The 23,590-nt window shown below is 41.0% G+C and carries 20 protein-coding genes and 1 pseudogene (1 of these 21 only partly in view); 11 read left to right on the forward strand and 10 right to left on the reverse strand.

Annotated elements, in window-relative coordinates; translation table 11 throughout:
• Positions 1-1,699, forward strand: the 3' portion of a protein-coding gene (gene ftsH / locus FHG67_RS16525) for an ATP-dependent zinc metalloprotease FtsH (protein ID WP_004500133.1). It extends 269 nt beyond the left edge of the window; 1,699 of the gene's 1,968 nt are visible here — the last part of the coding sequence; the start codon falls outside the window, past its left edge; its stop codon occupies positions 1,697-1,699.
• Positions 1,696-2,166 carry an EVE domain-containing protein gene (locus FHG67_RS16530; protein ID WP_016758774.1) on the forward strand — a complete coding sequence of 157 codons (471 nt, stop codon included), beginning with the start codon at positions 1,696-1,698 and terminating at the stop codon, positions 2,164-2,166. The genes ftsH and FHG67_RS16530 overlap by 4 nt, the downstream gene beginning before the upstream one ends.
• A 418-nt stretch (positions 2,167-2,584) precedes the next feature.
• On the opposite strand, the gene FHG67_RS16540 is transcribed toward FHG67_RS16530, so the two are convergent.
• Complete coding sequence (locus FHG67_RS16540; protein WP_026054266.1) at positions 2,585-2,956, reverse strand: hypothetical protein; 372 nt, start codon at positions 2,954-2,956, stop codon at positions 2,585-2,587.
• A 173-nt stretch (positions 2,957-3,129) separates the two neighbouring features.
• Positions 3,130-3,312 carry a hypothetical protein gene (locus tag FHG67_RS16545; protein WP_020781898.1) on the reverse strand — a complete coding sequence of 61 codons (183 nt, stop codon included), beginning with the start codon at positions 3,310-3,312 and terminating at the stop codon, positions 3,130-3,132.
• A gap of 785 nt (positions 3,313-4,097) precedes the next feature.
• Here FHG67_RS16545 and FHG67_RS16550 point away from each other — a divergent pair.
• Together FHG67_RS16550 and FHG67_RS16555 are read left to right on the forward strand one after the other, a co-directional pair.
• Positions 4,098-4,589, forward strand: coding sequence for a YfbM family protein (locus FHG67_RS16550; RefSeq protein WP_004501069.1), 492 nt, complete (start codon positions 4,098-4,100; stop codon positions 4,587-4,589).
• A gap of 340 nt (positions 4,590-4,929) precedes the next feature.
• Positions 4,930-5,148, forward strand: coding sequence for a hypothetical protein (locus tag FHG67_RS16555; RefSeq protein ID WP_004496988.1), 219 nt, complete (start codon positions 4,930-4,932; stop codon positions 5,146-5,148).
• Positions 5,149-5,930: 782 nt separating this feature from the next.
• On the opposite strand, the gene FHG67_RS16560 is transcribed toward FHG67_RS16555, so the two are convergent.
• The 4 genes from FHG67_RS16560 to FHG67_RS16575 all read right to left on the reverse strand — a co-directional run bounded on the left by FHG67_RS16560 (position 5,931) and on the right by FHG67_RS16575 (position 11,043).
• Positions 5,931-7,427, reverse strand: coding sequence for a polyamine aminopropyltransferase (locus FHG67_RS16560; RefSeq protein WP_004501029.1), 1,497 nt, complete (start codon positions 7,425-7,427; stop codon positions 5,931-5,933).
• Between the two features lie 7 nt (positions 7,428-7,434).
• Positions 7,435-7,629 (reverse strand): hypothetical protein, encoded by a 195-nt coding sequence (locus tag FHG67_RS16565; protein WP_002723544.1) that lies wholly within the window; start codon positions 7,627-7,629, stop codon positions 7,435-7,437.
• 340 nt (positions 7,630-7,969) lie between these two features.
• Complete coding sequence (locus FHG67_RS16570) at positions 7,970-10,000, reverse strand: DUF4178 domain-containing protein (RefSeq protein ID WP_004500060.1); 2,031 nt, start codon at positions 9,998-10,000, stop codon at positions 7,970-7,972.
• Positions 10,001-10,233: 233 nt separating this feature from the next.
• Positions 10,234-11,043: an adhesin OmpL37 family surface protein gene (locus FHG67_RS16575; RefSeq protein WP_002618815.1), complete on the reverse strand. Its 810-nt coding sequence runs from the start codon at positions 11,041-11,043 to the stop codon at positions 10,234-10,236.
• Between the two features lie 816 nt (positions 11,044-11,859).
• On the opposite strand from FHG67_RS16575, the gene FHG67_RS16585 reads away from it, so the two are divergent.
• Positions 11,860-12,618 carry an LIC10244 family PerRA/PerRB upregulated protein gene (locus FHG67_RS16585; protein WP_004500144.1) on the forward strand — a complete coding sequence of 253 codons (759 nt, stop codon included), beginning with the start codon at positions 11,860-11,862 and terminating at the stop codon, positions 12,616-12,618.
• Positions 12,619-13,192: 574 nt separating this feature from the next.
• On the opposite strand, the gene FHG67_RS16595 is transcribed toward FHG67_RS16585, so the two are convergent.
• Positions 13,193-13,825 (reverse strand): CBS domain-containing protein, encoded by a 633-nt coding sequence (locus FHG67_RS16595; protein WP_004496807.1) that lies wholly within the window; start codon positions 13,823-13,825, stop codon positions 13,193-13,195.
• Position 13,826: 1 nt separating this feature from the next.
• Complete coding sequence (locus FHG67_RS16600; protein ID WP_004496853.1) at positions 13,827-14,702, reverse strand: J domain-containing protein; 876 nt, start codon at positions 14,700-14,702, stop codon at positions 13,827-13,829.
• 137 nt (positions 14,703-14,839) lie between these two features.
• Between FHG67_RS16600 and FHG67_RS16605 the strand changes: the two genes are divergently transcribed.
• The 5 genes from FHG67_RS16605 to FHG67_RS16625 all read left to right on the forward strand — a co-directional run bounded on the left by FHG67_RS16605 (position 14,840) and on the right by FHG67_RS16625 (position 20,294).
• Positions 14,840-16,774 carry a carbon starvation CstA family protein gene (locus tag FHG67_RS16605; protein WP_004496996.1) on the forward strand — a complete coding sequence of 645 codons (1,935 nt, stop codon included), beginning with the start codon at positions 14,840-14,842 and terminating at the stop codon, positions 16,772-16,774.
• On the forward strand, positions 16,771-17,319 hold the full coding sequence (locus FHG67_RS16610; protein ID WP_002618861.1) for an NUDIX hydrolase: 549 nt from the start codon (positions 16,771-16,773) through the stop codon (positions 17,317-17,319). Before FHG67_RS16605 ends, FHG67_RS16610 begins: the two co-directional genes overlap by 4 nt.
• Before the next feature lie 65 nt (positions 17,320-17,384).
• Positions 17,385-19,154, forward strand: coding sequence for a fibronectin-binding adhesin Lsa66 (lsa66, locus tag FHG67_RS16615; protein ID WP_004496896.1), 1,770 nt, complete (start codon positions 17,385-17,387; stop codon positions 19,152-19,154).
• Between the two features lie 3 nt (positions 19,155-19,157).
• Positions 19,158-19,904, forward strand: a complete 747-nt coding sequence (locus FHG67_RS16620; protein WP_002618827.1) for an NRDE family protein — start codon at positions 19,158-19,160, stop codon at positions 19,902-19,904.
• 9 nt (positions 19,905-19,913) lie between these two features.
• Positions 19,914-20,294, forward strand: a complete 381-nt coding sequence (locus FHG67_RS16625) for a PilZ domain-containing protein (protein ID WP_004500114.1) — start codon at positions 19,914-19,916, stop codon at positions 20,292-20,294.
• A gap of 157 nt (positions 20,295-20,451) precedes the next feature.
• Here the strand turns inward: FHG67_RS16625 and FHG67_RS22900 are convergent.
• A pseudogene (locus FHG67_RS22900) lies at positions 20,452-20,583 on the reverse strand (IS5/IS1182 family transposase); the annotation flags it as partial.
• 1,305 nt (positions 20,584-21,888) lie between these two features.
• Between FHG67_RS22900 and FHG67_RS16635 the strand changes: the two are divergent.
• Positions 21,889-23,346, forward strand: a complete 1,458-nt coding sequence (locus tag FHG67_RS16635; protein ID WP_004500064.1) for an SBBP repeat beta-propeller lipoprotein, LipL53 family — start codon at positions 21,889-21,891, stop codon at positions 23,344-23,346.
• Between the two features lie 36 nt (positions 23,347-23,382).
• Here the strand turns inward: FHG67_RS16635 and FHG67_RS21855 are convergent, their stop codons facing one another.
• Positions 23,383-23,556: a hypothetical protein gene (locus FHG67_RS21855; protein WP_004496981.1), complete on the reverse strand. Its 174-nt coding sequence runs from the start codon at positions 23,554-23,556 to the stop codon at positions 23,383-23,385.
• Positions 23,557-23,590 lie beyond the last annotated feature (34 nt).

Genomic DNA, 23,590 nt, shown 5'->3' on the forward strand with positions numbered 1-23,590 from the left:
ACCGGTAAAATTCAGAACGACCGTCGCTCCTTTAGACAAAGACCTGATCGCTTCTTTAAGAAAAGCTAACGTATCCTTCGACGCGCGCTCTGCGGAAGAAGGGAAATTCTGGAGTGTGATCGGAAGTAATATTTTACTCATCGTGATTTTGATCGGCCTTTTCTGGTTTATTATGATGAGGCAGATTCAATCTACCGGGAACAAAGCGTTCTCCTTCGGTAAATCCAAAGCGAAGATGACAATGGATCCCAAGGTAAAAATCACCTTTGAAGATGTTGCGGGTTGCGAGGAAGCAAAGGAAGAATTGGTCGAGATTATAGAATTTCTCAAAGATCCTAAAAAGTTTCACGCAATCGGAGCGAGAATTCCCACCGGTGTTCTGTTAGTCGGTCCTCCCGGTACTGGTAAAACCTTGCTCGCGAGAGCCGTTGCGGGAGAAGCGGGAGTTCCGTTCTTTTCGATTTCCGGTTCGGACTTCGTGGAAATGTTCGTGGGTGTCGGAGCTTCCAGAGTGAGAGATCTTTTCGATCAAGGTAAGAAGAATTCTCCCTGTATTATTTTTATCGACGAGATCGACGCGGTCGGTCGTTTGAGAGGAGCCGGACTCGGAGGCGGTCACGACGAAAGAGAACAGACACTCAATCAGATGCTCGTAGAGATGGACGGCTTTGAAAAGAACGAAGGTGTGATCGTGATGGCGGCTACGAACCGCGCGGATGTTTTGGATCCTGCGCTTCTTCGTCCGGGTCGTTTTGACCGTCAAGTAATGGTGGATCTTCCGGACATCAAAGGAAGAGAAGAAATTCTCAAAGTGCATTCTCGCAAAGTTCCTATGACCAGCGATATTTCCCTTCACTCGATCGCAAGGGGAACTCCGGGTTTTACAGGAGCGGACCTCGCAAACCTCATCAACGAAGGCGCGTTACTCGCCGCTCGTAAGAATAAGAAAAGAGTCACTCAAGAAGAATTGGAAGAAGCCCGCGATAAAGTGATGATGGGCCCCGAAAGAAAATCGTTCTTCATTTCCGAAAAGGAAAAAGAAGTCATCGCCTATCACGAAGCGGGTCATGCGATCCTCGGGACTCTTCTTCCTTACACAGAACCCGTTCATAAGGTTACGATCATTCCGAGAGGACGCGCTCTCGGATTGACTCAATCTCTTCCAAAAGAAGACAAACACATTCTGCCTAAGACCTATTGGCTCGATCAGATCGTAGTGGCGATGGGAGGATTTATCGCGGAAGAATTTAAGTTCGGTGTTACTTCCACGGGTTCGAGCAACGACATTCAACAAGCTTCGAACATCGCGCGTAAGATGGTCTGCGAATGGGGAATGTCCGAAAAACTCGGAACCGTAAATTACAGCGGCGATCAGGCTAACGTGTTTATCGGAAGAGACATGGGCCACAGCAGTAAATATTATTCGGAAGAATTTGCGGCGATGATCGACAAGGAAGTTCGTGAGATCATTCTTACCTGCTTGAACAAGGGACGCGATCTCGTTCGTAAAAACGCTTCTAAATTCGAAGGACTTGCAAAGGCTCTTCTGGCTAAAGAAACCATTTCTCACGAGGAGCTTATGACGATTGTTCATCCGGCCAATGAGGAAGGTGCAAAAAAAAAGCCGGAAAAAACCGTTAAGTCCAAAAAACAAAACGGAATTAAAACGAATCCAGCTTATAACGCCGGAATGGAATGAATCACTGGCTGTTTAAGACGGAACCCGACGTCTTTTCCATAGACGACCTACACAAGGCTCCTTCCCACATCGCACCCTGGGAAGGGGTTAGAAATTATCAGGCTCGCAATTTCTTGCGTGACCGCATTCAAAAAGGGGATTTAGTTCTCTTTTACCATAGCAGGGCAAACCCCCTCTCCATCGTCGGAATTGCAGAAGTAGTAAAACCCGGTTATCCGGATCATTTCGCTTTCGACCCCTCCCATAAGTATTTCGATCCGAAGAGTAAACCCGAAAATCCGACTTGGTATATGGTGGATATCAAATTCAAAAAAAAATTCCCGAAACCTGTCACGGTGGAAGAAATGAAAACACAGAAGGCGCTGAAAAACATGGTGCTTTTACAGAAAGGTTCTCGCCTTTCGATTCAACCGGTTTCTCCCGCGGAGTTTCAGCTTGTTCTGGGACTTGCGGGCGTGAAACTTTGACTCAAAGCTTAAGCTTTTCATCGTAATAAAATTTAAAGCTATATATAATTCAAATTTTGTTCGAAGTATTACACAGATCTTATACTCAACGTAGGCCACAGGTCAGCATGACCGAAGAGAATCACTGTTATGAAAGCTCTGCTCTGTCGCGAAAAGAATCAATAAAGCTCTTAAATTGGAATTTCGAATTCGGGTTACAAAATACTTTTGATTATTTTCAGGAAGCTCAAACCGCTCTGCTCTTAATCAAACCAAACCGTTTTTCTTTACAACAATGTTCGGCTTCATCAGCATTTAGTTTTTTTAACTCCTCATCTTGTCCATCAAGCGGCCTAATTTACATTATTTATACATCAACGTTATTTCAAAAAACTTTATCTTCTTTAAGATATCTTTGCGATAAATTCCAATCAAAAACTTATTTTTTGAGTCTTTTCAGATAAATGATCAACTCCGAAGAAATCTGAATCGGTCTTTTACGATATGTTTTCTTATATTCTTTCTTAAACTCCTTATGACAGGATTTACAGGATTGTTCATAGTCTTTTGTCTTCAAAGCTTCCTGAGATATTTCAGTCCATTTTGCTTTTTGTTCGTCGAGTGCGAAGTTTGGAATTTCCGTTAGGATTTTTTCGATATATTCCGGTTTTCCTTTTTTCGCCGCTTTAACGGCAGGTTTCGTATACTCTTCCATAAAGTCGTGAACCGTAGTTTCTACTTTTCTTTCGGGCTGCGCCGAGAGGGCAAAAGTAATCAGAACGAATAATGCAACGATAGAAATCGTAAAAATCCCAAAATTGGGGCAGAACCCAGAACGCGCCCTATGGGAAACGTTCTGTTGAGTTGCCGCAGCTTGATCTTTCTGATAAAGCAGAAAACTCAATGCGCCGCTCTCTAAGAATCGCTTCCGCAGGTTTTGGGACGCGCTGTAAATCGTTTTTTTCATTCAAATCCTCGTATGATTCACGCAAGAGCCCTCCGAACTTTTCCGTTTGGCGGAATCGGAAAAATCGAATTGTAAACTCTTTCGTAGTATGTTCTTTGAAGAATTGCAGTTTCCTTTTTTTTGAGAATTTTGTCAATCTCAGTAGAACTGATTTCAAAACTTCGAAAGATCAACGATGAATTTAAACTGGGTGCTTCCACAAATTGCGCGCTTTTTCCGGAGAATTTCTAAAGAGTTTTCTACCCGATTTTCTGTATGGGATTTCTATACCTACCGTTTTGAATCTTTTTTGGAAAGATTATAGAGGCTATTTCAAATATACTTTATCTTTACTTAAAACACCAATTCCAACTATTCTAAGATATTTTCGGGATAGTTTTTGGAATCTTTAAAAAGAGTGAAACCAACCGGATTCGAGTATTCAAAGAATAAATAATACAATTCAAATATTCAATTTTAATTGTATTCATTTTTATAAGAATAAAACCGAGAACGATCGAATGAATCGGAGTAGGATAATTGAAAATAACATGAGTTCGATCTAAGAAAACTCATTTCATTAAAGTTAATTTTTCCGGAAAAGAATAGAATTCAATGTGGAAACTTCCATACTACTGATCCCTATAAAATAGGTACCGTTAGCTTGAATATAAATCCCGTGTTTAGGATGCAGAATTTTAGACACTCTATTATGTAGAGATGAGTATTTTAACGTGAGTTCGTGGAGAAAATGAGAAAAAATTTTCTCAAAGTAGGAGTTCCTACTTTGAGAATTTGTTCGCAAAATCGCGATTTGTTGTAGTTCCCACATTTTAAAAATAAATTTACAAAGTTCAAATTCCACTTCCTACAGAAAATAAATCACACCGAACTCACGTTATTTTAGATCTATTGCGAATTTAAAAAAATGTAGGGACTATTACTTTTAGAATTTTTTTTAATTCTCTTCTATCGAACTCACGTTAAAAATAGACAAAAGGAATAAATGCAAAATGTCGACAATCGGATGCTTTCTAATGTTACGGAGTCTACTTTAGAGAATTTGATCCAGAATCCGGAAGAAACGTTGGAAGAATTATTGTACGGAGAGAAAGAGGATCCTCATTTGGACGTAGACAAAACCTGGCAGATCATTCATTTTCTTTTGACCGGAAGTCCTTACGAAGGCAAACCTCCCGAAAGCAACGTCATATTTGGAAAAAACGTTCTTTCCGACGAGGTGGATGTAGGATACGGTCCCGCAACGTTTTTGACCGTGGCGGAAGTGAAAGAAGTTCATCTTTTTTTGAAAGGGCTTTCCGCCGAAGAACTTTGGAGTCGATTTGATCGGGAAGCTCTTCGGAAAGTGGATGTGTATGGGGATTGGACTGGAGATGAAGAAGATCGGGAATATGTAACGGATTACTATCTTGATCTTGTCGATTTTTATGCGCGTGCTGCCGAAAATAATTTGTGTGTGATCCAATACATCAGTTGAGTTTAATATAAGAAAATTAGATTTTTCTGATCTATTTTGAGTTTTGAATCAATATTTTAGTAAATCGTTTTCTTTGTGATCGATTTCAAGGCCTGAGTTTGCTGGACGAAAGTTGCGCTGTATGAATTGAAATTGAACGCGTCAGGTTCAAATTTTTATGCCGATTGTTTGGTTTTGTTGTAGTTCCCACAAAAGTTTTGGGTTCAAACAAGATTTTGTTTTAAAACCTGAAAATGTAGGAACTCCTGCATGGATTTTCAAAAGTCGATAAACTCCCAAGAATAGTGTTGCTGTAGGAATTCCCGTATTTTTATTAGAGTTAGCGGGAAATGACTATCAAATGGCAGAAAAAATTCAAATTCCTTTAGACGAAGTAAAACGAGTTTTTAAATTTTTAGAAAACGTTCATGATTTGATGCATCAGCCTTTGTCTTATCGAAATTCAAAACTTGTTGATAACTTTGTTAATGAGAATTATCCGGAAGTAAAAGAACTCTATTATCGTGTCGTTTGGAATTGGCTACCGAAAGAAATACAGAACGAAATCGAAGAAAGTTAGATTCTTCCGATCTGTCTTGGGTTTTAATTAGTGTGTGATATGATTTTTAGAAGAGAAACGACCTTCTGAACTAGCGGATGTGGAAACTCTTACGTTTTTCAAACAAGAACTTTGTCAGCAATAAAATCAGTTTTTGAAAAGTAGGTTTCCTATTTTTAAATTGGGAAATCTGATAATTTTCAAAGGAATATAAAGTCTCAATTGTAGGAACTCCGACATTCTACCAGTTTTGGAAACAATTGTATACGTTTGATTCGTTAGGATCCTATTCTTCATTTTTTAGAAATTTAGAAAAATCGGACTTTAAAACGCGAAAGGTATAACTCAGCAGAACGCTCTCTATGAATCGCGAAAGGTATAACTCAGCAGAACGCTCTCTATGAATCGCGAAAGGTATAACTCAACAGAACGCTCTCTATGAATCGCGAAAGGTATAACTCAGCAGAACGCTCTCTATGAATCGCGAAAGGTATAACTCAGCAGAACGCTCTCTATGAATCGCGAAAGGTATAACTCAGCAGAACGCTCTCTATGAATCGCGAAAGGTATAACTCAGCAGAACGCTCTCTATGAATCGCGAAAGGTATAACTCAGCAGAACGCTCTCTATGAATCGCGTTCTGGGATCAAGAGAATAATATTATAAAAATAGAATATAATTCCATTATATTTCGACCTGAGACGCCGTTTCATTGAGTTAGCTGAGAAAACGTCTGTCCGATTCGGCGGATCATGATTTAAAGTTAATCTCGCAAGATCAACCGCCCCAAACCGCTTTCTTTTTCAATCCAAAATTCGATTCCATTCCCGATCATAGTACCGAACGAGTGCTTGGTTATTCAGCCGATTGATATCCACCGGAATTCGGGACATGTCCTGCGGAAAAATCTGGATTGATTCGAGTTCTTGTTCGTTGAGAAATCTGAGATGTTCCGGAAATTCTTTTTGGAATCGAACCGGTTTTTGACCCGCGAGAACAAAACCCCATTCTCCGAAAGAGGGAACGTAAACGTGTAGAGGAAGCGTATGAAAACCCAAAGAAGCGATCGTTCTTTCGATGCACCAATACGAAGAACGGGCAAAAAGAGGCGATGTGGATTGTATTTCAAGAACGGATGTTTCGTTCATCCTTCTTTTTAACGTTTGAAAAAACGCCGTGGTATAAAGTTTTCCCAAGGAAAAATTGCTGGGGTCCGGAAAATCAATGATGACCACATCAAAGATTTGCTCGGATTCCTCGAGCCAAAGGAATGCGTCCGTATTGATCACTTTCACTTTAGGATTTCTTAAACTTTCGTCGTTGAGCTCCTTTAAAAACTCATGCTCTGCAAACAAGTCCGTAACCGCCGGGTCCAAGTCGACTAACGTAACCGATTCTACATTTTTGTGCTTCAGAATCTCGCGTACGGCAAGCCCGTCCCCTCCTCCCAAGACCAATACTTTTTTAGGAACCGGGTGTGCAAGTAACGCGGGATGAACCAGCGTTTCGTGATAACGATATTCGTCCCTGGATGAAAATTGAAGGTGTCCGTTTAAAAAAAGTCGAATTTCGTTTTTCCAACGCGTCACTATGATCCTCTGAAACTGAGATTGTTTCGAAAGTATGATCTCGTCCGTGTATAAGGATTCCTCGCTGTAATGCGTGATCAAATCGGAAAAAGAAAACCCTAAAATCAAAAGCGTTAATACGACAGCGGATTGTGCTCGAAGCAAAATCATTCCGGAATGTTTGAGGGGAAGCGCCCAAGTTCCCCAGACCGCCACTCCTGCATTTAAAATTCCGAATAGAAATCCGGTCCTTATCAAACCTAACTTAGGCGCAAAGAAGATCGGAAACAAAATCGATGCGAGTAACGCACCTACGTAATCCAAACTCAAAACCCTCGATACGAGTTCCTTGAATTGAAGCTCTTTTTTCAGGATTCTTAACAAAATCGGTATTTCAAGTCCCACCAAAACTCCGATCAAAATCACAAGCAAGAACAACGGAACCTGAAAATACCGAATTTGCCCGAAACTCAAATAAAGAATCGCCGAGCCGAAACCACCCACAAGCCCAATCGCAAGTTCGATTTCCAAAAATTTAGGAATCAGATCCTTTTCCATATACTTGGATAACCAGGAACCGACTCCCATCGAAAACAAATACGTTCCTATGATGAGAGAGAATTGTGTGACTGTTTCCCCGAGTAGATAAGATGCGATCGTCCCAGCTAACAGCTCGTAAACGAGACCGCAAGAAGATATGATAAGAACCGAAATATAAAGCGCTGTTTGCAAACTGTTCCTATTTTCCTCCGGAATATCTCATAAAATTAGTATAATGGGAACGATACACTCCCGGATTCTCCCGCACAGTCTTAGGAACATTTTCCACCTCATCCACGTCTTTGGAACCTCCTCCATAAAAGTTCGTATACGTGAGATAACCGGAAATCCCAAGTACGTAAGCGGGATATAAAAGCCGTTTTATTAAATTCATGAAATTACCCTTTTGATTTTGTTGTAGATAATGGGAAAGATACGGTTTCGGTATATTCAAAATATTTTAAGAAAGTGGAAAGTTTTTTTAGAACTATTGTAAAACCAGAAAAGAAATCAGCTACAATCGTTCCGTAAATTCGTAACAAAATGTAGGAGTTCCCACAAATTGGATAGTTTATGGACTTTCTAACAGACTTCATTGTTGTTAAACTTTTCCTAGTAGTTCCTACATTTGAGGTTTTGGGACGACAATCATCTTTCGGTAAATCTTATCAAAGTGCAGTAATTCCCAAATTCTAAGTTTTTGGAATGACAAGTTCTTAGTTTGTATACTTTTTTTAGTCATCATCATAATCGGAATCACTTTCGAAATTACTCGGCGCAAAATCGCTGTTTTCGTTCCTCGAAGCCTCGAACGCAAAGCTTCTAAAAAGAGAATAAGGAACAGGCAACCAAACAGCGAGTAGAAAAAGGAAATAATACACCGATTGATCCACGTCTCTTGCGATACTCAGAGACACATTCGCTCCACTCCCTTTCGGAAAATCGGATTCGGATTCCAGTCTGAGATAATATTCTCCCGCGGGAACTTCTCCGATAATGATACTCGCCGATCGATCACCTTCCGACCAACTCTCCCCGTCTTCGTAACCTTCGTAATAACTGATTTCGAGACCAGTATCATAGGCGATATCCGTCTTCGTATTGATCAGCGCTAAAGAATAGTAGATGTAGTGATTGGAAAGATCGGGAACGGTCATTTTGATTTGAACATTCTGTCTATCATTGCCTTCCAATTGAAAGGTTTCGGTTACGAAAGAAGTATCAGTTGTTCCGCCCGCAGCAGGATCTCGAACATAAACAAGGTCCTTTTTGAAAACTTCCTTATCCTGCGCATTCCAACAGAAACCGATTTGAACAACAAGCATGATTACGGAAAGCCAAGAGGCGATTTTTACGTTTCGTCTTCGGATCTTGGTAAACGGATTCGGCTGAGCCGCACCGATTCCTTCCGGAACAGGAAGTTCTACTTCTCCTTGGATCGATTTTTTGAGTTCGTCCACGGGAACATACTCGCCGACCGACCAGAATAGTTCGTTTGGGGTTTTCTCCGAAGAAAGCATTTTCGGAGGCGCAATAAAATCCGCGAGTTCCGCACGATCTCCCGAGCGGATTTTGTAATAGAATTCTCCGAAAGCGAAATCGATTCCGGCAGTCGAAGAATTGAACAATTTATATTCCTCTTTTTGAAAGTGTTTTTTCGGAGGATAAGAGTCGCCTACCGTCCTCGGAACAAAAGGAACCGGCTCGAAAACGGTCCAATGCCCGTTAGTCTCGTTTAACCAATAATAACCGCCGGTATAATGAAGCAGATATTCGGTCCAAGGAAAAGTTTGTCCCTCTGCATGAACTGATTTTTTGACAACTCCTAAAACTTCGCATTCCTTACCTTTGAGAGTAAGTTTAATTCCGAGCGGGAGAAAAATCCTATCTTTGATAATTTCTTGAAATTTGGAAAGAATCGTCAGCTCTTCCTTACTTGTATCCATTACGGTTCCGCAATATTCGCAAGCGACCGCTTTCGAAAAGTCCGGACTTCTCTGACTCAAGGAGGCGCCACATCCCAAACACTGAATCGCTTTCGCTTCCTGAAGCTTTTGAAAACCGGTAAACGCCTTTGGATCCCTGAGATTGACAAATTGAATCTGATCGAAACCGTAAAGCATCCCTTTAAAATACAAAGGAGGTGCATGAGAATAATCTAATGTAGCAAACCATCCCTGGTCGGTGGCAAGATCCAAAAGGACTGAAGTGGAACCAGTTTGAAAACCGACGGGTAGTTCCCCCTCTCCTCCGATACAAGTTGCGAGACCGATTTCACGGATCATCCAAAGTTCGTTGTCGAGTCGAAGAGTGTCTCCGGCTCTTAGAAGTTGTTTGGAAGTATGAGAAGAGATAAAATAAACGTCCGGCGGAGAATCCAAATTTTGAATCGGGTCGTGTTCCGGAAAAACATCGGTCTGAGAAGTGGGTCGAAGTTGTGTGATCATAAACTGACCCTGCGCTTCCGCAAGCCACATGGACTTGCCATCGGCAGAGATCGCGTGCCATTCATTCCAAGTTCCCAAACTGTATCTCTGCTGAATTCTTCCGACAATCTGAAAAGAAATTCCGTCCATTGTTTTGCCCGAGGTTCCAATTTGAATCGGAGAAAGATCGGGCACAAGATCCCCGGCTTTGCCGAGATTTTCGAGAGATTGGTTTTTTTGAAGAGTTAAAGTCTTGCAGTTTGGGCAAACTCCATAAATCGAAGCTTTACTTTGGAATGGTACGGGCGCTCCACAGTTGGGACAACTCAGTTCTAACACAAGAATCTTTTGTATCTAGGTAAGAAATCCTTGTCATCTGAATTTCTAAAAAGGAAATCGGAAAAATTCGGAAATGCGGGCCAGAACCTAGAAACCGAAAGCGCAGATCTAAAAAATCCCAAGTTTTGTTTTAATATTTCGCTTTAGTTACCCAGAAAAACCGAAGACAAGGACAACAAGAATCTAAACCGTGCAATGTTTCTCGAACTCAAACGCGTTATTTCCTATTTCGATCAGCGTTTCGCGTTTTTTCTAGCTCTCGAATACGCCGGATCGATATCGCTCAAAGGCTTTTCCAATTCTTCCAAAGCCGGGTCCTGCCAATAGATGTCGTAAAGATTTTCACCGGAATACGTATGAAAGTGGTTGTCAAAGTGAATCTTTGCAAACTCGTCTTTGCGGGAAAACATAGCTCTATTGATTTCGTTCAGAATCCCCAAAAAATCTTCCGTTTCAAGATCGGAAGGAAAATCGGAAAGATATTCCATAGAAAGAAGAACCACATACTTTCTGGATTGTTTGAGTAACTTTAAGGATTCGTAAAGCAATTCCAATTTGATTGCCTGCAAGTACGGTCTTGTATTGTCCGCGATGGTTTTCTTTTGTTCCGCCGCGGCTAATTCTCTATAACCCAATTCGAGATGTTTTTTCGGTTTGGCTTCGGTTCCTCGAACCGCTTGTTGTCCGAGAGAATTCAATTCACCTCGGATCGTCTTGTTACTCGCTTCGATCAAATTGGAATAAAGTATAACGAGTAGATCCTGAGTGCGTTTGAGTTCGGAATATGATTTTTCCAGATCGAATTGAAAGTACAGCTGGCTGGTTTCCACGTGATGTTGAACGATCCGTTTATACAGAGCCCTGTCCGATTCCGAACCCAAATTTGAGATAGAACTGTTCAATGCCCGGATCAGGAACTCATTCGTTTTGAGTCCTCTTTCCACTCGAACGAGATGAGCGGCGGAGTTGCTCGCATAGTCAGCAAAAACAGAACACGGAATTGACAGAGCAAGACAGATCGTAATTACCAACACCGTTCTCATACATCTATTTTCGGGAAACTTAAGTAAGGAATTCAAGCGAATTACGAATAATAGGGATTTTACTTTTTGGAAAATTATGTCAGCAAGTCATCTTACAAATTGAAACAAGTATGCTGGGACAACGTCCTATTAAGTCTCCAATAACTTCCGAAATCAGAACAAGAAACACCTTTGAAAGAATTCTACATTTGCCCTCCGTTTAATAAAGGAATTTTTAAATATTCATAAAATAAAATATTCTAAAATAAGCGGATCTCTTCTATTTTTATATTTTAAAGAAAGGACACAAAAAGACAAACGCAAAGGATTTCCGGGAAGTTTTTTCGCAAAAAAGATTCCGTGCACAATAATGAACTCAAATGCCAAGGACCTCTTGACCGATCCTATAAAATAGAGTACCGTTAAACGGACGATCGGAGCAGCTTTGTTAAGCTTCGCTATTGAATTTTTCAACAACTCTATCATATTTGCCACTGTCTATTTCCTCTTGAACGTGTCGCTGTAACGTTTGATCTTTGTCATTTTACCCACCTTTCTCTGACAACTTTTTTAGGACACCGCACGGGCCTAAAATGCGAATAATGTGTTCAAAAGGCAGGTTTTAAATTACCTAAGCAACGGAATTTGTTCTTTATTTGAAGATTTGAAAAGACTTTAGTGTGGAAATTTTAAGAAAAGAGTTTTAAAAAAAATAAACTCGCATCTAGTAATGATCATACATTCAAAAAGAAAGCTCATTGTTTCGTTCCGCTTTAAAACCTCAATGAGTCTATGGATTAAGAAAAACAAAACCAATAAAATTCGGAGAAACTATATATGCTGGTACATATGAACTCGAATCAATTTTTTTACAAAGATAAGGATCGAGAGGAAAGTTTGCAAACTTTAGGGATGATGTTGGAACTGATTGAAAAATGTTACGTGTTTGGAAAATACTTTTTTATCGACTCTTTTAATTCCGAAGAACATCCGTTTCTTTTGAAAAAGGGATTTGACCTAATGGGAATCGGAATGGACCCGGAAAATGTCTCCAATATTTTGGAAAGATATATCATTTCGGGAAACTACGAAGGAAAAGAACTTTTAGAAAGGATCATCATACTTGAAGGAATAGAAACGATTCAGAAGGAACTTTTTGTTTCTATTTTTTTAGAAAAAGTAGCGTCTTATTTCGGCGAATCCTATCAAAAGAATTTTTGGGATTTTGCAAATCGGAAAAGAAAAGAGATCGATGGAATTCTTTTGAACGATTTCTACTCGGAGTTTTGTAGCTCCAAACCTCAGATTGATTCCGATGTTCTTTTGAGCAGGGCGTTTCGTTCTTTTTCGTATGACGAACTGAGGGATCTATTGAAACAAGTAAGTCTTTCGGATCTGGCAGAAGCTTTGAAGAACGTACGGGAAAAGCTTGTGATTCAAGTAATGGATTTTCTTGATAGAGAATCCTCCCGTTGGTTGATGAAAGAATTGATGAGATCGGACGATTCCGATAGTGGTTTTGAAAAAGTGAAGGAGGCTCAGTTAAAGATTCTCGGCATTTTTGCCTCTAAAAAAGAAATAGGCCACTATTTTTGAGCGAATTGAAAAAGAACGGGAGAACATTGTCCGATTCCACAGAGAACCTCCCCCGAATGCCGATTCACAAAAGAGGTATTCGCTGAGTTTCCTGGGTCGTTCGACAAGTCGTGAGCAATTTTATTTATGAAATTCGCAAGCTGTTGCGACGACCCGCAGAGCAACCTATCTCGCGCCATCACCTTATCCACAAGTATTTGGATCCGAAGATAAATCTGTCGGAATTACGACAAATCCTCTCTGAAACTTAGTTCCCACAACGCGCCCCTTAGGAAGCCGTTGTGCCTGAGTTTCCCCTTATTTTTGGAGGTGGAAAGGTTCGGGAGATTTTTCTCTATCAGAAAATCATACTTTTGCAAGTAAAAAGCCTCATTCTTGTCGGAACACTTGAAAAATATCAGTTTTTGATTCTTATGATCCCAAAAGCCTTCTTAATTTGTGGGGTTGGTTATGATCTCGCGACCCTCGGGAGCGAGATTTGAGTTTAGGAAAGCTCTGCGCCTGAGTTCAGGGGAGTCGTAACACTTTAGTTTCTTATTCGCTACAAACTTTCTTACGCAGAACTCACGTTATTTTAGGCTAAAAACTCCCTTTCGTTGATTCTTAAGATTGCGCGTAAAACGTCGCTTCTCGTAACGATTCCGATCACTTGAAACGAATCGTTTACCACGGGGAGACATCCGATTCTTTCTTCGAAAAGGACTTTCACAATTTCCCCGATTCCCGCTTGAATGCGTACGGAAAGAACTCTGGTTTTCATAATTTCACCGATCGTTTTGCCGAGTGATATATGTTCCAATTTCCGACGCATCCAATCCCGATCCGATATAATGCCGCATAACGTATTTTTTTCATCGAACACGGGAACGTGACGAAAGCGTTTTTGAACGAAAATATCTTGCGCTCTTGAAATCGGATCTGATTCCAAAAATCCCACCACGGGAGAAGTCATCAAATCCTTTGCCGTCAAAGAGGAAATAGATTCTCCACGATTGAATCGGATCTTTCCTAAGGAAGAGGAGGCTTTGTATTCGGCGCTGATTTCTTCCCCCACTTTTTTTGTTCTGTTTCTTCGTTCGGTATCTTGTTCCGATTCCGGCTTTTTAACGGTGGGAGAAGGCGCAATCGAATGCAATCGACGGATGATCTCGGGTTGAACCGGAGGGATATAAACTTCGGAAGCCCCTCTCGTCACCCAAAAAAACAAACTAACTCATCCTCATGATCAGAAAATTATACGAAGCGATGATTCTTTGAGTCATTTCAAGTCCATCTTTGTTGATATCGGGGTGATACTTCTTGATCAATTCTTTAAATCGTTTTTTCAATTCTTCTAATGTACAAGGCGTATCGAATCCGAGAACGTCCAGATGTCTCTGAGTTTCCGGATCCATCTCTTGAAATACGGAAACGTTTTTTTTCTTTTTCGGTTTTTTGCGAAAGCTTCCAAACAGGTCGTAATACGCTCTGTCTCTGTATTCTTTCGTAATCTCGCGAAGATGAAAAACTTTTGTATTTAAAATAGAAAAAATATGATTTTTTAAAAAGACGTCCGCCCCGTAATCATTTTGAATCGATTTCAGTTCGATAAAATCCGAGATTTCGTTTTCTACGATCCTCTCGAAATTGAATTTGTCGTCGAAGTAAGAATCGAAGGCATCGTCGAAATCCAAAGTCGCGGACGATAAAAGCAGAAGTAGTTCCCGATCCAGTTCGTGTTTTTCCAAACGGGTCTGGATCGTTTCCTTCAGACTGACTTGAAGTTCCGCGAGATAATTGTCGTCGAAATATATTCCGTTTTTTGCAAATTCTTCCCCGATTCCCTCTATCTTCAGGATTTTTGAGAGAAGTTGAATGAGAGAATCTGCGTGAGTTTCGTTAAAACCCGCAGCGGCCCTGGAAGAGAAATGGATGTCATTTCTGAGACTGTAAAAAATTCTATAATAATCTTCTTTGCGAATATTTAAGGCTGAGATGATCTTTTCCGCGGAGATGTACCATTCGCAATTTGTACATTCGGATTGAATCTCGAAAATAATATCCTCTAAAGAGGAACGGATCTGATCAAAACTTTGAGTTTGCATACTCTACTTCCAAATTTTCCACCCTTGTAAATCCGTTCATCAATTCTTTTTTCAATTAGACTTGGGGAAATGGAAATCTTTTTGAACACTAAAAAAAGATTTGCTTGGAACGTTTCCTAAACTCATCCATCCTTATTATGCTTCCTTTAATAGTCGTTCTTGTTTGTTTTCTTGTTTATTTTCTCGGGTATAAATTTTATTCGGGCTATATTTCCAAATCCGTTTTCGATTTGAAAGACAATCAGGAAGATACCCCGGCCCACAAGCTGAATGACGGAGTGGATTACCTTCCTACAAAACCAATCGTATTATTCGGTCATCATTATGCGTCCATTGCCGGACTTGCTCCCGTGCTCGGACCTGCGGTAGCGGTCATTTGGGGCTGGCTTCCCGCGATGATTTGGGTGGTATTCGGAAGCATTTTCGTGGGTTGTGTGCACGATTTCGGAGCTATTGTGGTTTCGGTTCGCAATCAGGGAAAAAGTATCGGTCAAGTTGCGGAGGATCTTTTAGGTCATCGTGCGAGAAGTTTGTTTCACGCAATCATCTTTTTTCTTGTCGCTTTAGCGATGGGAGTTTTCGTTCTTGTTCTCGCGGAAATGTTTTCTGCGGATCCGAAAGCTCATTTGAAGTCCGTATCCGCTGACACGGTAAGTGCGCCCGTAGAAGAAAAGAAAATTTCCGCAACGGCTGTTAAAGTTACGAAGAAAGTCGATTCTACGGAGGCGACTCAAACTTCCGATTCCAAAACTCTCAACGAAAAGGTTCATGATCATCCCGGAGAAATCAGAACGGAGGAGAAACCTTCCATCCGATTGAGAAGCCATTTCCCGGAGGCGGTGATCCCTTCCGCCGCGATCATGGTTTTTGCGGTGATCATGGGGTATCTACATTACAAAAAAGGAATTAACTTAACTCCTCTGACTGTCTTTAGCGTTCTTGCTACTTTGGGCTCCATGGTTTTGGGAATGCAGGATTCGGTTCTGACTTGGGTAGGACTCAACCACGTGGAGACTTCTCCCTCTGCGGGAGTTTGGAAATACATTCTTTTATTCTACGCCTTCTTGGCTTCGGTGACTCCCGTCTGGTTGTTGTTGCAAAGCAGAGATTATATCAATTCTTTCCTATTGTATTTGGGAATCGTTTTGATTTATCTGGGTTTTTTCGCGGGAGGAATTCTTCAGAACTTTCCTTCCTTTAATACGGAAGTAATTCGAATCGAATCCATAGGACTAGATTTGATTCCGTTCGTATTCATTACGATTGCCTGCGGAGCGGTTTCGGGGTTTCATGCGTTAGTCAGTTCGGGAACGACCGCCAAACAATTGGATAAAGAAGTAGACGCGAGACCGATCGGTTATGGTGGAATGATCGGAGAATCTTTGCTTGGTTTATCCGCAGTCATCGCTTGCACAATCGGCTTCGCTTCTTCGGAAGAATGGTCCGGTTTTTACCGTTCTTGGTCGGGTATCCAAGGCCTAGCCCCGCAAGTCGGGGCTTACATTTACGGAACCGGAAGATTTTTATCTCAGATCGGAATTCCGGAAACCTTCGGACAAGGATTCATCGCGCTCATTGTGATTAGTTTCGCATTGACTTCGTTGGATTCGGCGACGAGACTTCTTCGGTACAATATCGAGGAAATTGCGGAATCGACTCGGATTTTTTGGATTCAAACACTAGTAGGCAACAGGTACGTTTCTAGCCTTATCGCCTGTGTCGCAATCGGAATCTTTGCGTTTATGGAAATAGAACAAGACGGAAAAAAGAAACCGGCCGGACTCGCTCTCTGGAAGCTTTTCGGAACCACGAACCAACTTTTGGCGGGATTGGCGCTTTTGGTTGTAACCGTTTTTCTTTTTAAATCGAAGAAAAACGTCAAAGTATCTTTTATACCGATGTTGTTCGTATTGTTCGTAACACTCTGGGCGATGATTCGAAATTTCTTAGATTTTTTAACCGGACCTTCCCCAAATCTTCTTCTTGCGGCAATAGGAGGAACGTTGATCGTTTTGACGCTCTGGCTTTTGATAGAGGCGATTTTAACTTGGAATCGCATTAGAAAAGTATGAAATACTGTAGTTCTTGCGGATCGTCCGTCGTTTATAAAATACCGGAGGGGGACAATCGGTCTAGATACGTCTGCGACAATTGCGGAACGATTCATTATCAAAATCCGAAAATTGTGGTCGGGAGTATTCCGGTTTGGGAAAATCGGATTTTGCTCTGTAAACGGGCGATCCAGCCCAGAAAAGGATACTGGACCTTACCCGCCGGATTTTTGGAAAACAGGGAAACCGTGGAAGAAGGCGCCATTCGGGAAACTCAGGAAGAGGCGAACGCAGAAATCAGAATCGTAGGACTTCAAAGCATTTATAGTATTCCTCATATCAGTCAGATTTATATGTTTTTCTTAGCGGATTTAGTGGATGGACGGTTCTCCGTAAGCCTCGAATCCGAGGAAGTGAAACTTTTTTCCATAAATGAAATCCCTTGGGAAGAATTGGCCTTTAGTTCGGTTTATTTCGCTCTTAGAGAATATGTGGATTCTCCCGTTAAGAACTCGCTTCACTTAGGAAATACGAGGAACCGTAAGAATTTTCCGAAAGAACCCTGAGAAAACGGATTCTTCCGTTCTTAAAAAAATATAGGAAAAAAAACGCAGCGAATTAGAATGTACTCATGCGGAACGGAATTCGTTTCATAATATTTTCATTTTTTCTTTTTAACTTCTCTCTTCATGCAAATGCCTTTCTAAAGACTAACGCGGATGTTTTCTCGCCTAATTGGGATGGAAGGAACGACGTACTCGAATTCAAAATTTCAAAGTCGGCTCTTCCTATACTTTCCGATTGGGAACTTGTGATTCAAAATTCCAGAGACGATGTCGTAAAAACTTTTAAAGCGGATCATAGAAGAAAAAGGGGATTTTCCTTTTTCCCTTTTTTGCAGGACGATACGAAATTATCTCCTCTCGAAATTACGATTCCCGAATCGATCTTTTGGTTCGGAGAGGATTCCAAAGGATTTTTACTCCCCGATGGGGAATACAAATATAGGCTTAGGTTAATCACAGAAAATAAGGAAAATCTTCTATCCGAAGAAAAAACGGTATTTTTAGATTCCCGCCCCCCTAGTTCCGAAATCGGCGCCAAAACGAGAGTCCTGTTTTTTACTGGAGATAGGAATTCCTCTCGTATCACTATCACTCAAAAAGTTTCGGGAGAATTTACCGACGTTTTCACCGGAGAATTTGCGGATTCGGAAGGGAAAGTAGTGAAGTCTTATTCTTGGAAATTCAAGGAAGTTCCGTCCGTTCTCAATTGGGACGGAACAGATTTTTCTAATAAACAATTATCGAATGGAGTTTACACGTATCGATTGATCGGAAGCGACAAAGGAAAAAACGAATCGGTCTCCGTTCTTTCCGATCTTACGATTCGAAACGAATCGATCGGAGCGGATATGTTTTGCGATTCCAAACTCTATTCTTATCTTCCGGGCAGTTTGAAAAATTTCGTACAATTCTCGATTTACGTTTCACCTAAACTTAAGGCCGATTCTTACGAAATCGAAATCTTTCAAAAGAAAAAAAACGAGGAAAAAAGCGTCTATCGTTTTCGGGAAACGGGAGAACCGGGAACGGAATGGAAATGGGATCTGAGAAATCAAACGGGGAATTTGGTTTCGGAAGGAACGTATTTTTATAGACTTACAATTTACAGCCGTTACGAACGCTATCAATCCATTCCTTCTTTGTTCGAAGTTTCCAAAGAATCCTTCGATTTGAATTTATCGGTTTCAACGAAAGAGTTTTCGCCGGACAATGACGGAAAGAACGATCTGTTGAAAATCTCTCTTTCGCATCGGGGTATCCCACTTCAATCCTGGGAAGTCACGTTATATGAAATCCCTCCTTACACTTCTATCAAACGTAAGATCAAAACTTGGAGCGGCGAAGGCCAGCCCGGTTCCGAGATTTTCTGGGAGGGATTGGACGAATCCGGCGTTAGAATCGGTTCCTTAAGTGATTTCTATTTCGAATGGAAATATGCGGACGTATTAGGAAGGAAATCGAGTGGAAGAGGAGCCGAATTCAAAACGGAAATTTTGGTAGTGGAGGAAGATCACTCCTTACGAATTTCAATCCCGGAATCCCAAGTGAAAACAAGATGGTGGAGATTGCCGGGAAAGATCCGTTCCATCTTAAGCGAATATCCCGGATACAACATAGAATTGCAGTCGCATTCTTCCCACCAGGGAGACGAAGAAGTCAATCAGGTACAAACGGAAGAAAGAGCAAGAGATGCGTTCGAGTATTTCTTTTCCAAAACGATTCCGTTTGGTAGAATTCGTTTCCGAGGTTATGGAGAGACCTTGCCTTTGATACCGGGTTCTGGAGAATACGAAGCGGATAAAAACCAAAGAATTGATTTTTATCTTTCGCCTTAAAATATGTGCACCGCGGTCATTTACAGAAATTTCGATCGAAAAATTTTCGGCATAGGATTTAACAGAGACGAATCCGTAAAGAGAAAACCTTCTTTGGGCCCTACGAGGTTAGGAAACGGCCCGACTTTTGCGATCGCTCCTTTGGATGGGGATTACGGCGGGACCTGGATTGGCGTCAATTCATCGAAGGAAATTTTTTGCCTTTTGAATTTTTACGAGGTAACCCTAAAACTTTTAAGAAATCCCACAAGCAGAGGTTTGCTTGTTCGTTCTTGTTTGTTAAGCGAAGTCAAACCCGAATCACTCAAACCAGAGGATCTCGAAAATTTTTACCCGTTCAAGCTTTTGAAAATCACCTTGGAAAAAACGGAAGTTTTCACATGGAATGGGGAAAATTTTACGACAACTTCATATACCGATACGTTTCAAATCCTCGGAAGTTCCTTCACACAAGGAGCAAAGGCTCAGATTTCCAGGGAAGTTGTGTTCCAGGAGAGTTATGCTTTAGAGTTTCTTCCCGACGCGGATGAATTTTTGAAATTATCGGGAAATTTTCTCACCTCTCATCTACCTGAAAAGGGAGCGCTTTCGCCTTGTATGCACAGAAGGGATGCTCATACGGTTTCCAAAACAGAAATCGTACTTCAAGAAAATGAGTGTACGATTGCGTATCAGGAAGGTCAACCTTGCGAATCGCCTAAACCGAGAGTTTTTAATTTAACTTTGACGAATTTTTCGTTATACGAATGAGTATAATATATGGCCGATGCGAATTCGTTATTCAGGGATTCCTTTGAATATAGGGATCCATCACTTCAAAAAAGAAAAAATGCGCGTATAAAAATTGCTTTAGGTGCGGAAATCTCGATCCAAGGAAGACAAGAAAAACATCCGGTCACCATTTTGGATATAGGAACCGGCGGAGTGGCTTTGGATTCCAGAACAACCATGTTCGAAGGGGACCACGTTCATCTCCATACGAAAATCAACGGTAAAGATCTAATTCTTGAAACGAAAATCATTCGCTCTTCCGGAAAAAAAGTGAACGGTGTCTTTGTGGGAATCGAAGACAAACATAGAGTCGAAATTCAGGAATTTATCCATAAAAAGTTCTTCGGAAAGGAAAAGAAATCGAATTAGGATCATCTATCAAAAAATCATTGCACCACTGTCGGATATTCTCTTCTGATTAAATAATCGTCCCTGAAAAAGTGAGGTTATAAATTTACTATTTGTGCAAAAATGAAATTTGATAAAGGTGCGCGGGAAAAAATGTAAATCGATCCAGAAACAAAAAGAAAGCTCGAAATAGCTTTCTGAAATTACAACCGGCAGCGGCTAAAACAGCATTGATACGGTTTCCTTCTTTGCCTTTGAGAAAATTCCGGATCATATTGTGATCGTGTTTGAGATGAGACAATGGCGGATCTTCTATTCATCCACATCCTTTGCCAACGAGTCATCTTCTTTCTACTTTTCGCTCTATGTCCCGTTTTACGCTGCCCAAATACGTTTTTAAGCGTTTCGTTTCCTTGCCATCTCATTCGAAAATAAATTTACTAAAAATAGGAGAAACAGGACGCAGAAAAAGGTCAACGTCTCCTAGGCAAGGTCACCCTATCCACTGACTCCTAAAACCCTGACATCTAACATCTATCCACCGAAACGTGGGATTTATTTGTGCTCAGATTAGGTATTCTATTTTAACGTGAGTTCGGCTTAAGAAAGCTTGGGCGAATAAGAAACTAAAGTGCGACGACTCCTCTGAACTCAGGCGCAGAGCTTTCCTAAACTCAAATCTCGCTCCCGAAGGGTCGCGAGATTAGGTCGCTCTGCGGGTCGTCGTCGCAGCTCGCGAATTTCATAGATAAAATGGCTCGGCGACCTGTCGAACGATCCGGATGCCGATCCATAAAGAGGCATCCGCTGAGTTAGGGAATGAGATGCTGAGTTACTCCACCGGCCTTCTTGACTCCGTCGAATCAAGAATATCACATTCGGAACTGTCTTACGTCCAAGAATCATACTAATTTAAGGATCGCGTTAACTCAGCGAAACATAGAATCGCTTTCGAATTTTATTATACCGAACTCACGTTAGTTACAAATTTTTTAATCTGAGCATCGTTATGTTTTATCTGTTGTTCTTTCACCATTTCCTTTGGGTTTGCTCGTTAAATACGCGATTCTGATCGTTTCTTTGTGATGCCGAACGCAATAGCAGTCTGAGATAGCGGAGCGTTATCGAAGACCCTCGACTTTGTCGAGATGAGCTTCATTTTGTTTAAGCTGCATTCTTTTCACTTAAGTTACTTCCGTTGGTTTTCTTGTTTTGTAGTAAATGCAAATTTGCATCTAACCCATGGTTTCCAAGCCCAGAGAAGGGGCGTCAGTTTGTCTTAATAGGACGGCATGTAACAACGACTCTTATAGGAGTAATCACTTCCTATTCTTTTTTTTTACTACTTAGACGTATAAAAATGATACTCAAAAATAATCGGCCAATTTGCAAAAGTGCGGCGGTTCTCAAAAATTAAGTTGAATCTGGAATTCCGACTTTTTAGAGGAAGATCCCAACATTCTAATTTTCGAAATAAGTTCATCATAGTATTCTATTCATGTGTCCGAGTAGTAAGTAGGGTAAAACACCCTACTCTTCCCAGAACTTCTCTTTAAAAAAATCTGGATCTTTCTTAGTCGAAGAATAGAAAGTATACTGAGTGCTGAGGAGAATTATGATACATCTTTTGATTCTTTTTTTTATATTCTTATTTCAAGCTTGTTCGCCTACGTCCGATGCGAAAACGAACAACTCCTTTCTGATTCCTTTAACTCAAGGGAATAACATCGGTTCTGTCGCTGTTCATGGAAATTTAGATTCCTTAGATGCCGAAGAAGTACCGTTGCGGGAAAACTCCGTCAGTCTTGAATGGGCTTCTTTATATGGCGAAGGTCCTAATAAAATCGCCAGAGACTCCAAACTCGCAGTAGATGAAAAGGGTTTTGTTTACGTCGCAGCCGATATAGACAGCGATCCTTCTTATAACCAATTGATCAACGAATGGGTTGTTGGAGGCAAAAATCTAATTATTGCGAAATATGATTCCCAGAAAAATGAAATCTGGAGGAGATCAATATCCGGGGTCCCGGGCGCAAAACTAAACGTTACGGGAATTGCGGTAGATCCCAAAGGAAACGCATATGTAACCGGTTCTATAATCGGTTCTTTTGAATACAGACGCGGTTTAGAAAAACAGGATATGTTCGTAATTAAGTTCCGCTCAAATGGAATCATAGAGTGGATCAAACAAACAGGAACTGAGGATGAAAGATACGAAGTTTCCCCCAGAAAAATCACAGTAGATACATTCGGAAATTCTTATATTGTGGGAACCTCAAACGGACCGTTCGGAGGAAACGGTATAAAAAGAGGAAACGGATTTATCGTCAAATTTGATACCAACGGAAACCAGGTTTGGATCGAACAACTTTCCATTCCAGAAGCGGATATCATTCCAACCGGAGTTGCCTTTGACAAAGTTACGGGTAATATTTACATGAGCGGTTACGGACGCAACGCAAACTTTGCGACCAATACAACTCCCGGTATCGGACAAGACGACCTTTTCATTCTTAAATACGATAGTAACGGAAACCGACAATTCTTCGCTCAACTCGGCGTACCTTTGAAATCAGTTTTTGGCAACGCCATCACTGTGGATCGATTCGGAAACGTTCTTGTAGGAGGATATAGCGATGCAGATTTCGGCTTAAGGCCAGACAAAACGAGTCATCTTGGGATCATCGTAAAGTATGATTCATCCGGCGTTCAACAATGGATCAGACAATTCGGTCCTCCCACAGATCAAAAGTCGACTATGATAAACGAAATAACAACCGACAGGGCAGGAAACGTTTTCACAACGGGCCAAACCAATGGATTTATCAAGTTTAATGACGGTCCTTCAGTAGGAAACGAAGACGTCTTTGTAACCAAACACAGTTCTTCTGGAGAAGTCCAACGGTTATGGCAGTGGGGAATGGTCCGAGAGACTATGATCGGCTCGGGAATCGGAACCGACTTTGACGGGAATCTTTATACAACCGGATGGGTAACCCACAACATATTCGATAACATTTTTGGAAACGAGGTAACGGGAGCTATGGATATATTTCTGATAAAGTTCAGATGATTCCTTATTATGTAGTTAAGCGTTAATCGATACATTTCAATCGTTCTCGCTTTTGAAATTGATTCGAAGTTTGGAATTTTTTTGTTTCAAACTTTGCGTCGGTTTTCCTTTGATTCCATTCGACATCGAACTTCCACCGGCCTTGATCCACTCAAGAGCCGGTAAATTCTGTAAAAATTCAGAAAGACTGGTAACTTTATTTTTACGCAACTTGAAGGAATGCTCTCGATTCTTTCATGTCCGA

Origin of the sequence: Leptospira weilii, assembly GCF_006874765.1 — a bacterium.
Classification (GTDB): domain Bacteria; phylum Spirochaetota; class Leptospiria; order Leptospirales; family Leptospiraceae; genus Leptospira; species Leptospira weilii.